This window comes from Streptomyces rubradiris, from assembly GCF_016860525.1.
GTDB lineage: Bacteria > Actinomycetota > Actinomycetes > Streptomycetales > Streptomycetaceae > Streptomyces > Streptomyces rubradiris.
On sequence record NZ_BNEA01000015.1, the window covers coordinates 2,635,394 to 2,649,265 of the forward strand.

Consider the following 13,872-nt stretch of genomic DNA (forward strand, 5'->3'; position numbering starts at 1 on the left):
TCGGGTACGCGACGGACTTGCACAGTAACGTGCAATTGCACAACAATGTGCAATGTACGACGCTGCACAGGACTGTGCAAGTCCAGTCGGAAAGGGGCGGGAAGGCACAATGACCGCCATGACCACGGGTAACACCAGCCGCGCCGACGCAAACCGGCGCCGCATCCTCGACGTCGCCCTCGCGGAGCTGCTGCGCGATCCCGACGTCTCCATGGACCAGATCGCCCGCGCGGCAGGCGTCGTACGACGGACGGTGTACGGCCACTTCCCGAGCCGCGAGGCGCTGATCAGCACGCTCGTGGACGAGGCGGTGCAGGCGCTGGCGGACGCCGACGCGGCGGGCCGGGCGGGGGTGACGGACCCGGCGGAGGCGGTGGCCCGGTCGGTGCTCGCGATCTGGCAGACCGCCGACCGCTACCGGCTGCTGATCGCGCTGGCCCAGCGGACGGTCACCGTCCAGGGCATCCGCGACCGCCTCGCCCCCCTGCGCGAGTCGAAGGTGCGGCTGCTCCAGCGCGGGCTGGACACGGGCGTGTTCCAGTCGCCGCTGCCCGCCCCGGCGCTGGCGTACGTCCACGAGCAGATGCTGTTCGCCCTGATGGAGGCGGTGAACGACGGCCTCCTGGCGGCGGAGCAGGCGGGCCGCTCGGCCACGGTCGCCGTCCTGACCGCGGCGGGCGTACCCGCCTCCCGGGCCATGGAGCTGGTGGCCGAGGTGGCGTAGAAGCGCCGCGGAAACGTCGCGGAAGCGCCTCGGAAGCGTCGTACGAGTGCCGTGGAAACGCCGTCACGTGCCACAGGAATGCCGTGGAAACGCCGTCACGTGCCACAGGAATGCCGTGGAAACGCCGTGGACCGACGAAAAGCCGGCCGCCCGGCCCCGGTTCAGGCGGGGCCGGACGGCCGGAGAACAGCGGCGGTTCAGGGTGGGGCCGGACGGCCGGAGAACGGCGGCGGTTCAGGGTGGGGCCGGACGGCCGGAGAACGGCGGCGGGCGCTCAGGCCTTGACCAGTCCCTCCTTCCGGGCCGACGGGGTCTCGTCCACCGCGGGCCGCGCCTCGTCCAGCAGTGTGGTCTCGTCGAACGGGAGCTCGCCGGCCAGCACCCGGCGCACCCGGCCCTTGTCGATCTCCTTGGTCCACGTCCCGACGAGGACCGTCGCCACCGCGTTGCCCGCGAAGTTCGTCAGGGCCCGCGCCTCGCTCATGAAGCGGTCGATGCCCACGATCAGCCCGACGCCGTCGACCAGGGCCGGCTTGTGCGACTGCAGGCCGCCGGCCAGCGTGGCGAGGCCGGCGCCGCTGACCCCGGCCGCGCCCTTGGACGCCAGCAGCAGGAACAGCAGCAGCGGGATCTGCTCGCCGACCGACATCGGCGTCCCCAGCGCGTCCGCGATGTACAGCGACGCCATCGTCATGTAGATCATCGTGCCGTCGAGGTTGAACGAGTAGCCCGTCGGCACGGTGATGCCGACCACCGGCCGGCTGACGCCCAGGTGCTCCATCTTCGCGATCAGCCGGGGCAGCGCGGACTCCGACGAGGACGTGGACAGGATCAGCAGGAACTCACGGGCGAGGTACTTGAACAGCGAGAAGACGTTCAGCCCCGCGACGATCCGCAGCAGCGCGCCCAGCACCAGGAAGACGAACAGGAAGCAGGTGATGTAGAAGCCGAGCATCAGCACGGCCAGGCTCTTGAGCGCGTCGACGCCGGCGGAGCCGACCACGGCCGCGATCGCGCCGAACGCGCCGACCGGTGCCGCCCACATCACCATCGACAGGATGCGGAAGACGAGCCGCTGGAGGTGCTCGATCCCGCGCAGCACCGGCTGCCCGGCCCGGCCCATGGCCTGGAGCGCGAACCCGGCGAGCAGCGCCACCAGCAGCGTCTGGAGCACCTCGCCCTGCGTGAACGCGGACACGAACGTGTCCGGGATGATCGACAGCACGAAGTCCACCGGCGGCAGCGCGTCGCTCTCCACCTGGGCGTGCCCGCTCTTGCGGAGCGCGTCGGTCAGGTGCAGCCCGTCACCGGGGTGCAGCACGTTGCCGACCACGAGACCGATGGCGAGCGCGACGACCGACATCACCAGGAAGTAGCCGAGGGCGATGCCGCCGACCGCTCCGACCTTCGCGGCTTTCCGTACCGAACCGATACCGAGCACGATCGTGCAGAAAATGATCGGCGAGATCATCATCTTGATCAGGTTCACGAAGCCGGTGCCCAGCGGCTTCAGCTCCACCGCCGCGTCGGGCCAGATCAGGCCCACGGCGATGCCGAGCGCGACCGCCACGATGACGGCGATGTACAGGTAATGGGTCCGGTCCCGCTGGGCACGGGGTGCGGCAGATGCCGTATCGGCTGGGCTGGCGGCCACGACTGCCCTCCTTGACGTCTTCGTCGGCGAACAACCGGCGTGCGGCTCACGTCCGGGCCGTTGTTGGGAACGCCGTGACTATCTCCCGGCCTGTGAGGGCGGTCACCCTTCCGTTCATTTAGTTCACGATCGGACGGAGAGGCACACTGCTGGCATGCGTCTGCCCGCCCTCCCCCGACCCCGCAGCCTGGCCGGCCAGCTGTTCGCCATGCAGGCCGTGCTGATCGCGGTGGTCGTGGCCGGGTACGCGCTGTTCACCTACGTCGGCGACCGGCGGCAGGCCGAGGAGGCCGCCGCCCGGCAGGCCACGGCGGTGGCCCGGTCGGTCGCCGACGCCCCCTCGGTCCGCGCGGCCATCCGCGAACCGGACCCCACGGCCCGGCTGGAGCCGTACGCCCTCCAGGTCACCCGGGACGCCAACGTCGACTTCGTGACGATCATGGACCCGTCCGGCATCCGCTGGACCCACCCGGACCGCGCGCAGATCGGCAGGCGCTTCCTCGGCACCATCGGGCCCGCCCGGCAGGGGCGCACCTTCACCGAGACCTACACCGGCACGCTCGGCCCCTCCGTGCGCGCGGTGACCCCGGTCACGGACGGCGGCCGGATCGTCGGGCTGGTGAGCGCCGGCATCAAGGTGGAGACGATCAGCGCCCGGATCCGGGACCAGGTCACGGCGCTGCTCGGGGTGGCCGGCGGGGCGCTGGTACTGGGCGCGGTCGGCACCTATGTGATCAACGCGCGGCTGCGCCGCCACACGCACAACATGAACGCCACCGAGCTGAGCCGGATGCACGACTACCACCAGGCGGCGCTGCACGCGGTCCGGGAGGGGCTGCTGATGCTCGACGGCCAGTACCGGGTCGCGCTGGTCAACGACGGCGGCCGGGAGCTGCTGGGGCTCGGCGGCCTCCCGGACGCGGACCTGATCGGCCGCTCGGTGGCCGGGCTCGGCCTGCCGGCCCCGCTGACCGGCGCGCTGCTGTCCTCCGAGCCCCGGGTGGACGAGGTGCACCTGACCACGTCCCGGGTGCTGGTGGTGAACACCTCCCCGGTGTCCGGGGGCGAGCGCCGGGGCACGGTCGTGACGCTCCGGGACGTGACCGAACTCCAGTCCCTGATGGGCGAGCTGGACTCGGAGCGGGGCTTCACGCAGGCGCTGCGCTCGCAGGCGCACGAGGCCGCGAACCGGCTGCACACGGTGGTCTCGCTGATCGAGCTGGGCCGGGCCGAGGAGGCGGTGGAGTTCGCCACGGCCGAGCTGGAGCTGGCCCAGGCCCTCACCGACCAGGTGGTGGCGGCGGTCAGCGAACCGGTGCTGGCCGCGCTGCTGCTGGGCAAGACCGCCCAGGCGCACGAACGGGGCGTGGAACTGGTGGTCTCCCCGGACAGCCGCCTGGACGACGGCCTGCTGCCGGCCGAACTCCCGGCGCGGGACCTGGTCACGATCCTCGGCAACCTGATCGACAACGCGGTGGACGCGGCCCAGGGCAGCGTCCGGGCGCGGGTGACCGTGACGGCGTACGCTTCGGGCGCCGAGCTGGTGCTGCGGGTGTCGGACACCGGCCCCGGCGTCGACCCCGCGCATGCCGGCCTGGTGTTCCAGCGCGGGTTCTCCACGAAGCCGGCCGGGCCGGGCGGGCGGGGGCTCGGGCTGGCCCTGGCCCGCCAGGCGGTGACCCGCCACGAGGGCACGCTGACGGTGACGGGGTGTGGCGAGGACGGCGAGGACGGAGCGGTGTTCGAGGCGCGGTTGCCGTTGCGGGCGTCCGTGGGCGGCGAGGGGTGCGCGTCGCCGGGCGGTGGCTGCGCGTCTACGGGCGACCGCTCCGTCTCTCCGGGCAGCGGCGGACACGCGTCCGCAGGCGACGGGACCGCATCCCCGGCCGGCAACGGACACGCGCCTCAAGACCACGGGCCCGCGCTCAAGGGCGACGGCTCCATGACTCCCGGCAGCAGCGCGCACGCGTCCCCGGACCACGGACCCGCATCCCCAAGCGACGGCGGACACGCGTCCCTCGGCGGCGGCCGATGACGGACGAACAGCAGCCCATCCGCGTCCTCGTCGTCGAGGACGACCCGGTGGCCGCCGACGCGCACGTGATGTACGTCGGCCGGGTGCCGGGGTTCGTCGCGGTCGGGAAGGCGCACACGGGCGCGGAGGCCCGGCGGATCCTGGACCGCACCCCGGTGGACCTGCTCCTGCTGGACCTGCACCTGCCGGACGTGCACGGCTTGCAGCTGGCCAGGTCGCTACGGGCGGGCGGACACCACGCGGACGTGATCGCGGTGACCTCGGCACGGGACCTGGCGGTGGTGCGCGAGGGCGTCTCGCTGGGCGTCGTCCAGTACGTCCTGAAACCGTTCACGTTCGCGACGCTCCGGGACCGCCTGGTGCGCTACGCCGAGTTCCACGCGGCGGCGGGCGAGGCGAGCGGCCAGGACGAGGTGGACCGGGCCCTGGCGGCCCTGCGCGCCCCCACGCCGGCGGCCCTGCCGAAGGGCCTGAGCGCACCGACGCTGCAACGGGTGACGGGCGCGCTGCGGGAGGCGCCGGACGGGCTCACGGCGGCCGGCTTGGCCGAGGCGGCGGGCATCTCCCGCATCACGGCCCGCCGCTACCTGGAACACCTGGTGGACACGGGCCGCGCCGCCCGGAGGCCGCTGTACGGACAGGTGGGGCGGCCGGAGCTGGTGTACCGGTGGGTCCCGCAGGGGCGGTGAGGGCCGCGGCGCGGGTGCGGACCCCCGGCCCTGCGGCTGGTGAGCCGGTGCTCCTCTGCCGGGCCGCGGCGCGGGTGCGGACCCCCGGCTCCCCCGCCCGGGCACGGCGGGCCGGGCGGTGCCCGGGACGGCCCGGCCGGGGCGGTATCACCCCGCAGACGCATTGACCTGACCGGACCAGCACTCTTACCTTCACACGGCAGTCATCTCCGCGCCACCCCCACGTGCGCTCAGGAGGTCATGCCCGTGCGCCCCACCGCCGCCCTCTCCGCCCTCCTCACCACCGCCCTCTCCGTCACCGCCCTCGCCGCCTGCGGCAGCGGATCCGGCCACGGCCCGGACACGGTCAAGGTGTCGTACAAGCAGTCCACCGACAACTCCGTCAAGGTCGCGGACACCTACCTGGCCGGCGTCAAAGAGCAGTTCGAGCGCGAACACCCCGGCAAGAAGGTGGAGTTCGTGCCGATCAAGGCGCCGGACGCGGAGTACTACACCAAGCTCCAGCAGATGCTGCGCTCCCCGCGCACCGCCCCGGACCTGGTCTACGAGGACACCTTCCTCATCAACTCCGACATCACCAGCGGCTACTTGAAGCCGCTCGACGCCTATCTGGCCAAGTGGCCGGACTGGAAGCGGTTCATCGGCAGCGCGAAGGCGGCGGCGAAGGGCCGGGACGGCAAGACGTACGGGGTGCCGGACGGCACGGACACCCGCGGACTCTGGTTCGACAAAAGGGTGTTCAGCAAGGCGGGCCTGCCACCGGACTGGCGGCCGAGGAACTGGGCGGACGTCCTGTCCGCCGCCCGCACCATCAAGCGGAAGGTCCCCGGCGTCGTCCCGCTCAACGTCTACACCGGCAAACCGGCGGGCGAACGGGCCACGATGCAGGGGTTCGAGATGCTCCTGTACGGCACCGGCGACGGCTCCTTGGACCCCCTGTACGACGACACCACCGGCAAGTGGGTCGTAGGGTCCCGGGGCTTCAAGGACGCGCTGTCGTTCGTGGAGACCGTCTACCGGGAGAAGCTCGGCCCCGACGTCTCCGACGCCCTCGACCCGAACTTCAACACCACCGTCAACGGCGAACTCCTCCCCCAGGGCAAGCTCGGCATCGCCCTGGACGGCTCCTGGCTGCCGCAGACCTGGCAGCCGGGCAGCGGGCACCCCTGGCCCGACTGGTCCCGGCATCTGGGGCTCGCCGCCATGCCCACCCAGCACGGCCAGGCGCCCGGCAAGGTGAGCATGTCCGGCGGCTGGACCTGGGCCATCCCGGCGAAGGCGGCCAACCCCGACCTCGCCTTCGACTTCGTCAAGACGCTCCAGACGAAGGACAACGCCCGTAAGTGGTACATCGCCAACTCCGGCATCGCCGTGCGCGAGGACGTCGCCGCCGACCCCGCCTACACCGGCGCCCAGCCGGGCCTGAGGTTCTTCACCGGCCTGGTGGCCCACACGCACTACCGGCCCGCGTACCCGGCGTACCCGAAGGTGTCCACCGCGATCCAGGAGGCCATGGAGGGCGTCACGACCGGTGACCTGTCCGTGGCGGAGGCGGCGAGCGGCTACGACGCCACCGTCGAGGACGTCACCGGCGGCCGAGTGGTCCGCAAGTGAGGCGCGGGCACCCGGCCGTCCGGGCCCTCCCGCTCGTTCCCGCGCTGGTCCTGCTGCTGCTCTTCCTCGCCGGGCCGATCGCCTACTGCGTCTGGATCGCCTTCACCGACCTCCAGCTCACCGGCCAGGCCCACTCCTCCTTCACCGGCCTCGCCAACTTCCGCCGGGCCTTTCAGGACGACGCGTTCCTGAACGCCGTCTGGCTGACCCTGGTGTTCACGGTGCTGTCCTCGCTCATCGGGCAGAACACCCTCGGGCTCGCGCTGGCCGCGCTGATGAAGCGCGCCTCGAAACCCGTCCGCACCCTCACCGGCGGGGTGGTGATCACCGCGTGGGTGCTGCCGGAGGTGGTGGCCGGGTTCCTGCTGTACGCGTTCTTCCGCCGCGAGGGCACGCTGAACGCCGTCCTGGACTGGCTGCACCTGCCCCGGCAGAACTGGCTGTTCACACTGCCCATCCTCGCCGTGTCCTTCGCCAACGTCTGGCGCGGGACGGCGTTCTCGATGCTGGTGTACTCCGCCGCGCTGGACGAGATCCCCGCCGAGATCACCGAGGCCGCCGAGGTGGACGGGGCCGGCGGATGGCGGCGGCTGTGGCACATCACGCTGCCGATGATCCGCCGCTCCATCGGCACCAACCTGATGCTCAACACCCTCCAGACGCTCTCCGTCTTCGGGCTGATCTGGGTGATGACCCGGGGCGGGCCCGGCGACCGCAGCCAGACCCTGCCGCTGTTCATGTACGAACAGGCGTTCCAGAACAGCATGATCGGGTACGGCACGGCGGTCGCGCTGCTCCTGCTGCTGGTCGGCTCCCTGTTCTCCGTGGTCTATCTGCGGCTGCTGCGGACGGAGGTCTGATGCCCCGCCAAAGCGCCTCCCGCCGGCGTGTCTCCCACCGACACGCCTCCCGTCGGCGTCCGTCGCGTCGGCGCGCCACCCGGCGGCTCGCCGCGGACCTCGCGCTGCTCGCCCTGGCCGCCGCCTTCGCGCTGCCGCTGGCCTGGGTGCTGCTGTCCGCCGTGGACCCGGGCGCCGGCCTGCGGGTACGGATCCCGGACGGGCTCACCCTGGACAACTTCCGCGCGGTCCTCACCCCCGGCATCACCTACACGCCGCTGCTCAACAGCCTGCTGCTGTGCGGCAGTGGCACCGCGCTGACCGTCGGCTGCGCCGCCCTCGCCGCGTACCCGCTGTCCCGGTTCCGCTCCCGGCTGAACCGGCCGTTCCTGCTGACCATCCTGTTCGCGACCAGCCTGCCCATCACCGCGATCATGGTGCCGGTGTACGCCCTGTTCGTGCGGGTGAACCTGATCGACACCCTCCAGGGCACCGTCTTCTTCTTCGCCGCCTCCCAGCTCCCCTTCGCCATCTGGCTGATGAAGAACTTCATGGACAGCGTGCCGAGGGAGCTGGAGGAGGCGGCCTGGACGGACGGGGCCTCGGCCGCGCAGTCGCTGGTGCGGATCGTGCTGCCGCTGATGGGGCCGGGGCTGGCCGTGGTGACCGTGTTCTCGTTCGTGATGATGTGGGGGAACTTCTTCGTCCCGTTCATGCTGCTGCTCAGCCCCGACCGGATGCCGGCCTCGGTGAGCGTCAACGACTTCTTCGGCAACCGGGGCATGGTGGCCTACGGCCAGCTCGCCGCGTTCTCCGTGCTCTACTCGACGCCCGTGATCCTGCTGTACGTCCTGGTGGCCCGGCGGCTCGGCGGCGGATTCGCGCTGGGCGGGGCGGTGAAGGGGTGAGGCGGTGAGGCGGGATGACACCTGGTGCCGGGGCAGTCCCGGTGATCACCCCGTACGTTCCTACGATCCGTGATCTCGGCGGAACCGACCGTGGTCAGGGCCCCCGCACGGCCCTACGTTGTGCGGGGTGCGCCAACCCTCAGCCCAACCGAACCCCCCGGCTCCCCCGTTCGACGCCCCGGCCGCCCGCAGGCTCCGCGCCGCGCTCGGCATGGGTCCCGAGCACGTCGCGTACGGAATGCGCGTCTCGTACGGGCTGCCGTACGTCACCGCCGACCTCGTGATCGCCTGGGAGCGCGGCACCCTTTCCCCCGGCAACCCCGAACTCACCGCGCTGGCGGGCGTGTTGTGGTGTTCGCCGGGCGAGCTGATCAGCCGGCCGCGGACCCTGCGCGAGCATCGCATCGCCCGGTCCGTGGCGCCCGAGGACGTCGCCCACGCCGTCGGCATGGACCTGCGCGCGTATCGGAGGGCGGAGGAGAGCGGGGTGTGGCGGGGCAACGAACGCCAGTCGGCCGCGCTCGCGCGGATTCTGCGGCTGGCGCTGCCCGACTTCGTCGCCGTCACCGGCCGCGAGGCGAAGCTGGCGGAGCTGCTGCGCAGCGCGGTGACGACCCGCTGGCAGGCGTACGTGCGGCCGCTGCTGAAGCTCGTCCCCCTGGACCGGGACGTCCTGGAGCCGGTCCTTCAGGAACTGCACCAGGACTACCAGGGGCGCATGGCCGCCACCCTCGGCTGGGGCGGCGGCAGCCGGAGCGCCGGCGAACCGGGGCAGCGGTTCCTGGACACCATCGTGGAGGCCTTCTGGCGGTCCGTGACGGACCGGACCGCCTGACGGACGGCGACCGCGCGAGGTTGCGGAAGACCGGTTCTAGAAGACCGACTCGGCCTCGTCCATGCGGTCCTTCGGCACCGTCTTCAGTTCGGTGACGGCCTCGGCGAGCGGCACCATCACGATGTCGGTGCCGCGCAGCGCGGTCATCTTGCCGAACTCGCCGCGGTGCGCGGCCTCGACGGCGTGCCAGCCGAAGCGGGTGGCGAGGACGCGGTCGTAGGCGGTGGGGACGCCGCCGCGCTGGACGTGGCCGAGGATGACCGGCTTGGCCTCCTTGCCGAGGCGCCGCTCCAGCTCGTAGGCGAGGGCGGTGCCGATGCCCTGGAAGCGCTCGTGGCCGTACTGGTCGATCTCGCCCTTGCCGTAGTCCATGGTGCCCTCGGCGGGGTGGGCGCCCTCGGCGACGCAGATGACGGCGAACTTCTTGCCGCGGGCGAACCGCTCCTCGACCATCTTGACCAGGTCGGCGGGGTCGAAGGGCCGCTCGGGCAGGCAGATGCCGTGGGCGCCGGCGGCCATGCCGGACTCCAGGGCGATCCAGCCGGCGTGCCGGCCCATGACCTCGACGACCATCACCCGCTGGTGGGACTCGGCGGTGGTCTTCAGGCGGTCCATCGCCTCGGTGGCCACGCCCACGGCCGTGTCGAAGCCGAAGGTGCGGTCGGTGGAGGAGATGTCGTTGTCGATGGTCTTCGGTACGCCGACGACCGGCAGGCCCGCGTCGGAGAGCATGCGGGCCGCGGTGAGGGTGCCCTCGCCGCCGATCGGGATCAGCGCGTCGATGCCGAACTCCTCGACCATGTCCGCGGCGCCCTCGCAGGCCTCACGCAGCCGGTCGCGCTCCAGGCGGGAGGAGCCGAGGATGGTGCCGCCGCGGGCCAGGATGCCGCTGACCGCGTCCAGGTCGAGGGGCCGGTAGTGGCGGTCGAGCAGGCCGCGGTAGCCGTCCTCGAAGCCGATGACCTCGTCCCCGTACTGGGCGACCGCCCGGTGCACGACCGAGCGGATCACGGCGTTCAGGCCGGGGCAGTCGCCGCCTGCGGTGAGAACTCCGATGCGCATCGTGCTGTGTCTCCTGCTCGCTGTCGTGTGCCGGTGAGCCAGTGCCGATTCTTTCACGTCCGTCGGAGCGGTGAAGTCCTGACGGGCGCCTTATCCGTCAGCAGGGGTATTGTCAAGAGGGTTCGGCTCACCTTGGTGGGCGATTTTTATGCCGAAGAGGCGACAGAAGCGACATGAGGAACGGAGTGGACACGTGACGCGCAGCGTGTACGTGACCGGGATCGACCGCGGTGACGGCCGCCAGGTCGTGGAGCTGGGGGTCATGGAACTCCTCACCCGGCAGGTCGACCGGGTGGGCGTGTTCCGTCCGCTCGTCCACGACGGACCCGATCGGCTGTTCGAGCTGCTGCGGGCCCGGTACCGCCTCGCGCAGGACCCGGCGACGGTCTACGGCATGGACTACCAGGAGGCGTCCGCGCTCCAGGCCGAGCAGGGCACGGACGAACTGGTCTCCGCCCTCGTCGACCGCTTCCACCTGGTGGCCCGGGACTACGACGTGGTCCTGGTCCTCGGCACCGACTTCGCCGGCACCCAGCTGCCGGACGAGCTGTCCCTGAACGCCCGGCTCGCCAACGAGTTCGGCGCCTCGGTCATCCCCGTGGTGGGCGGCCGCAAGCAGACCGCCGAGGCGGTGCTGGCCGAGACCCGCAATGCCTACCGCGCCTACGACGGGCTCGGCTGCGACGTGCTGGCCATGGTCACCAACCGGGTGGCCCGCGAGGACCGCGACGAGATCGCCGGGCGGCTGGCCGACCGGCTTCCGGTGCCCTGCTACGTGGTCCCGGACGACCCCGCGCTCTCCGCGCCGACGGTCGCCCAGATCGCCCACACCCTGGACGCCAAGGTGCTGCTCGGCGACGACTCCGGCCTCGCCCGGGACGCGATGAACTTCGTCTTCGGCGGCGCCATGCTGCCCAACCTGCTGGGCGCCCTGACCCCGGGCTGCCTGGTGGTCACCCCGGGCGACCGGGCCGACCTGGTGGTGGGCTCGCTGGCCGCGCACAGCGCCGGCACCCCGCCGATCGCCGGTGTGCTGCTGACGCTCAACGAGGTGCCGCGCGACGAGATCCTCACCCTGGCCGCCCGGCTCGCCCCGGGCACCCCGGTGCTGTCGGTGTCCGGCAACAGCTTCCCCACCGCCGAGCAGCTGTTCTCCCTGGAGGGCAAGCTGAACGCGGCCACCCCGCGCAAGGCGGAGACCGCGCTCGGCCTGTTCGAGCGCCACGTCGACACCGCCGAGCTGGCCCGCCGGGTCTCGGCGCCGAGCAGCGACCGGGTCACCCCGATGATGTTCGAGCACAAGCTGCTGGAGCAGGCCCGCTCCGACAAGCGGCGGGTGGTGCTCCCGGAGGGCACCGAGGAGCGGGTGCTGCACGCGGCCGAGGTGCTGCTGCGCCGGGGCGTGTGCGACCTGACCCTGCTCGGCCCGGTCGACCAGATCCGCAAGAAGGCCGCGGACCTCGGCATCGACCTCGGCGACACCCAGCTGATCGACCCGGCCACCTCCGCACTGCGTGACGCCTTCGCCGAGAAGTACGCGGCCCTGCGCGCCCACAAGGGCGTCACGGTGGAGCTGGCCTACGACGTGGTCTCCGACGTGAACTACTTCGGCACCCTGATGGTCCAGGAGGGCCTGGCCGACGGCATGGTCTCCGGCTCGGTGCACTCCACGGCCGCCACCATCCGGCCCGCCTTCGAGATCATCAAGACCCGGCCGGACGCCTCCATCGTCTCGTCGGTGTTCTTCATGTGCCTGGCCGACAAGGTGCTGGTCTACGGCGACTGCGCGGTCAACCCGGACCCGAACGCCGAGCAGCTCGCGGACATCGCCATCCAGTCGGCGGCCACCGCCGCCCGGTTCGGCGTGGAGCCGCGGATCGCGATGCTGTCGTACTCCACCGGTACCTCCGGCTCGGGCGCCGACGTGGACAAGGTGCGCGAGGCCACCGAGCTGGCCCGCTCGCGCCGGCCGGATCTGAAGATCGAGGGCCCGATCCAGTACGACGCGGCCGTGGAGCCGTCCGTCGCGGCGACCAAGCTGCCCGACTCGGACGTGGCCGGGCAGGCGACGGTGCTGGTCTTCCCGGACCTCAACACAGGCAACAACACCTACAAGGCCGTGCAGCGCTCGGCCGGCGCGATCGCCGTCGGCCCGGTCCTGCAGGGTCTGCGCAAGCCGGTCAACGACCTGTCCCGCGGCGCCCTCGTCCAGGACATCGTCAACACGGTCGCCATCACGGCGATCCAGGCCCAGACCCCCGCCCACACCCCCACCGAGAAGGCGTCCCAGCAGTGACCTCCCCCACCCGTGTCCTCGTCCTCAACTCCGGCTCGTCGTCGCTGAAGTACCAGCTGCTGGACATGCGGGACAGCAGCCGCCTCGCGGTGGGCCTGGTCGAGCGGATCGGCGAGCAGACCTCCCGGATCGAGCACACCTGCCTCACCGGCGGCGAAACCCGCGAGCACACCGGCCCCATCGCCGACCACGAGGCCGCCCTCAAGGCGGTCGCCGAGGAGCTGGGCCGCGACGGCCTCGGCCTGGACTCCCCCGAACTGGCCGCCATCGGGCACCGGGTGGTGCACGGCGGGATGTTCTTCACCGAGCCCACCGTCATCGACGACGAGGTGCTCACCGAGATCGAGCGGCTGATCCCGGTCGCCCCGCTGCACAACCCGGCCAACCTCACCGGCATCCGCACCGCCCAGGCGCTGCGCCCGGACCTGCCCCAGGTCGCCGTCTTCGACACCGCCTTCCACACGACGATGCCGGAGTCCGCGGCGCGCTACGCCATCGACCCGAAGATCGCCGACCGCCACCGGATCCGCCGCTACGGCTTCCACGGCACCTCGCACGCCTACGTCTCCCGCGAGACCGCGCGGCTGCTGGGCAAGGACCCGTCCGAGGTCAACGTGATCGTGCTGCACCTGGGCAACGGCGCCTCCGCCTCCGCGGTGGAGAAGGGCCGCTGTGTGGACACCTCCATGGGGCTGACCCCCTTGGAGGGGCTCGTGATGGGTACGCGGTCCGGTGATCTGGATCCGGCCGTCATCTTCCATTTGGCCCGGGTTGGCGATATGTCCATGGACGAGATCGACACTCTTCTCAACAAGAGGAGCGGTCTGTTCGGTCTGTGCGGGGACAACGACATGCGGGAGATCCGCCGCCGGATCGACGAGGGCGACGAAGAGGCCGCGCTCGCCTTCGACATTTACATTCACCGGATCAGGAAGTACATCGGCGCCTATTACGCGGTGCTCGGCACCGTGGACGCGGTGGCCTTCACGGCCGGGGTCGGGGAGAACGCCGCCCCGGTGCGGGAGGCGGCGGTCGCGGGCCTGGAGGGTCTGGGCCTGGCCGTCGACCCGGAGCGCAACGCCGTGCGCGGCGGCGGGGCGCGGCTGATTTCGCCGGAGTCCGCCCGGGTGGCGGTCGCCGTGGTGCCGACGGATGAAGAACTGGAGATCGCGACGCAGACCTACGCACTGGTCGGAAAGAACAACTGAATAGCACC

Annotated in this window: 11 protein-coding genes; 9 read left to right on the forward strand and 2 right to left on the reverse strand. The window is 71.8% G+C overall.

Translation table 11 applies throughout. The features are described 5' to 3' along the window. The first annotated feature begins 109 nt into the window (after positions 1–109). Entirely contained in the window at positions 110–724 is a 615-nt protein-coding gene (locus tag Srubr_RS24710) for a TetR/AcrR family transcriptional regulator (RefSeq protein WP_189998695.1), read from the forward strand. Positions 725–998: 274 nt separating this feature from the next. On the opposite strand, the gene Srubr_RS24715 is transcribed toward Srubr_RS24710, so the two are convergent. Further along, a complete protein-coding gene (locus Srubr_RS24715; RefSeq protein ID WP_189998697.1) occupies positions 999–2,378 on the reverse strand; it encodes a cation:dicarboxylate symporter family transporter in 1,380 nt (459 codons plus the stop codon). A gap of 154 nt (positions 2,379–2,532) precedes the next feature. Here Srubr_RS24715 and Srubr_RS24720 point away from each other — a divergent pair, with 154 nt between their 5' ends. The 6 genes from Srubr_RS24720 (at position 2,533) to Srubr_RS24745 (ending at position 9,298) form a co-directional block, all read left to right on the forward strand. Then, the gene (locus Srubr_RS24720) at positions 2,533–4,413 is read left to right on the forward strand and encodes a sensor histidine kinase (RefSeq protein WP_189998699.1); all 1,881 of its coding nucleotides are present in this window, start codon (positions 2,533–2,535) and stop codon (positions 4,411–4,413) included. Further along, complete coding sequence (locus Srubr_RS24725; RefSeq protein WP_189998700.1) at positions 4,410–5,102, forward strand: response regulator; 693 nt, start codon at positions 4,410–4,412, stop codon at positions 5,100–5,102. The genes Srubr_RS24720 and Srubr_RS24725 overlap by 4 nt, the downstream gene beginning before the upstream one ends. Positions 5,103–5,342: 240 nt before the next feature. Beyond that, positions 5,343–6,716 (forward strand): extracellular solute-binding protein, encoded by a 1,374-nt coding sequence (locus Srubr_RS24730; protein WP_189998701.1) that lies wholly within the window; start codon positions 5,343–5,345, stop codon positions 6,714–6,716. Beyond that, the gene (locus tag Srubr_RS24735) at positions 6,713–7,576 is read left to right on the forward strand and encodes a carbohydrate ABC transporter permease (RefSeq protein ID WP_189998703.1); all 864 of its coding nucleotides are present in this window, start codon (positions 6,713–6,715) and stop codon (positions 7,574–7,576) included. Before Srubr_RS24730 ends, Srubr_RS24735 begins: the two co-directional genes overlap by 4 nt. Then, a complete protein-coding gene (locus Srubr_RS24740; RefSeq protein WP_189998705.1) occupies positions 7,576–8,463 on the forward strand; it encodes a carbohydrate ABC transporter permease in 888 nt (295 codons plus the stop codon). Before Srubr_RS24735 ends, Srubr_RS24740 begins: the two co-directional genes overlap by 1 nt. 127 nt (positions 8,464–8,590) lie before the next feature. Then, a complete protein-coding gene (locus Srubr_RS24745) occupies positions 8,591–9,298 on the forward strand; it encodes an XRE family transcriptional regulator (RefSeq protein WP_189998708.1) in 708 nt (235 codons plus the stop codon). A 36-nt stretch (positions 9,299–9,334) separates the two neighbouring features. On the opposite strand, the gene Srubr_RS24750 is transcribed toward Srubr_RS24745, so the two are convergent. After that, entirely contained in the window at positions 9,335–10,360 is a 1,026-nt protein-coding gene (locus tag Srubr_RS24750) for an ATP-dependent 6-phosphofructokinase (protein ID WP_181794792.1), read from the reverse strand. Between the two features lie 193 nt (positions 10,361–10,553). Between Srubr_RS24750 and pta the strand changes: the two genes are divergently transcribed. Continuing rightward, positions 10,554–12,656 carry a phosphate acetyltransferase gene (gene pta / locus Srubr_RS24755; protein WP_189998709.1) on the forward strand — a complete coding sequence of 701 codons (2,103 nt, stop codon included), beginning with the start codon at positions 10,554–10,556 and terminating at the stop codon, positions 12,654–12,656. Further along, the gene (locus tag Srubr_RS24760) at positions 12,653–13,864 is read left to right on the forward strand and encodes an acetate kinase (RefSeq protein WP_189998711.1); all 1,212 of its coding nucleotides are present in this window, start codon (positions 12,653–12,655) and stop codon (positions 13,862–13,864) included. The genes pta and Srubr_RS24760 overlap by 4 nt, the downstream gene beginning before the upstream one ends. The last annotated feature ends 8 nt before the right edge of the window (positions 13,865–13,872 follow it).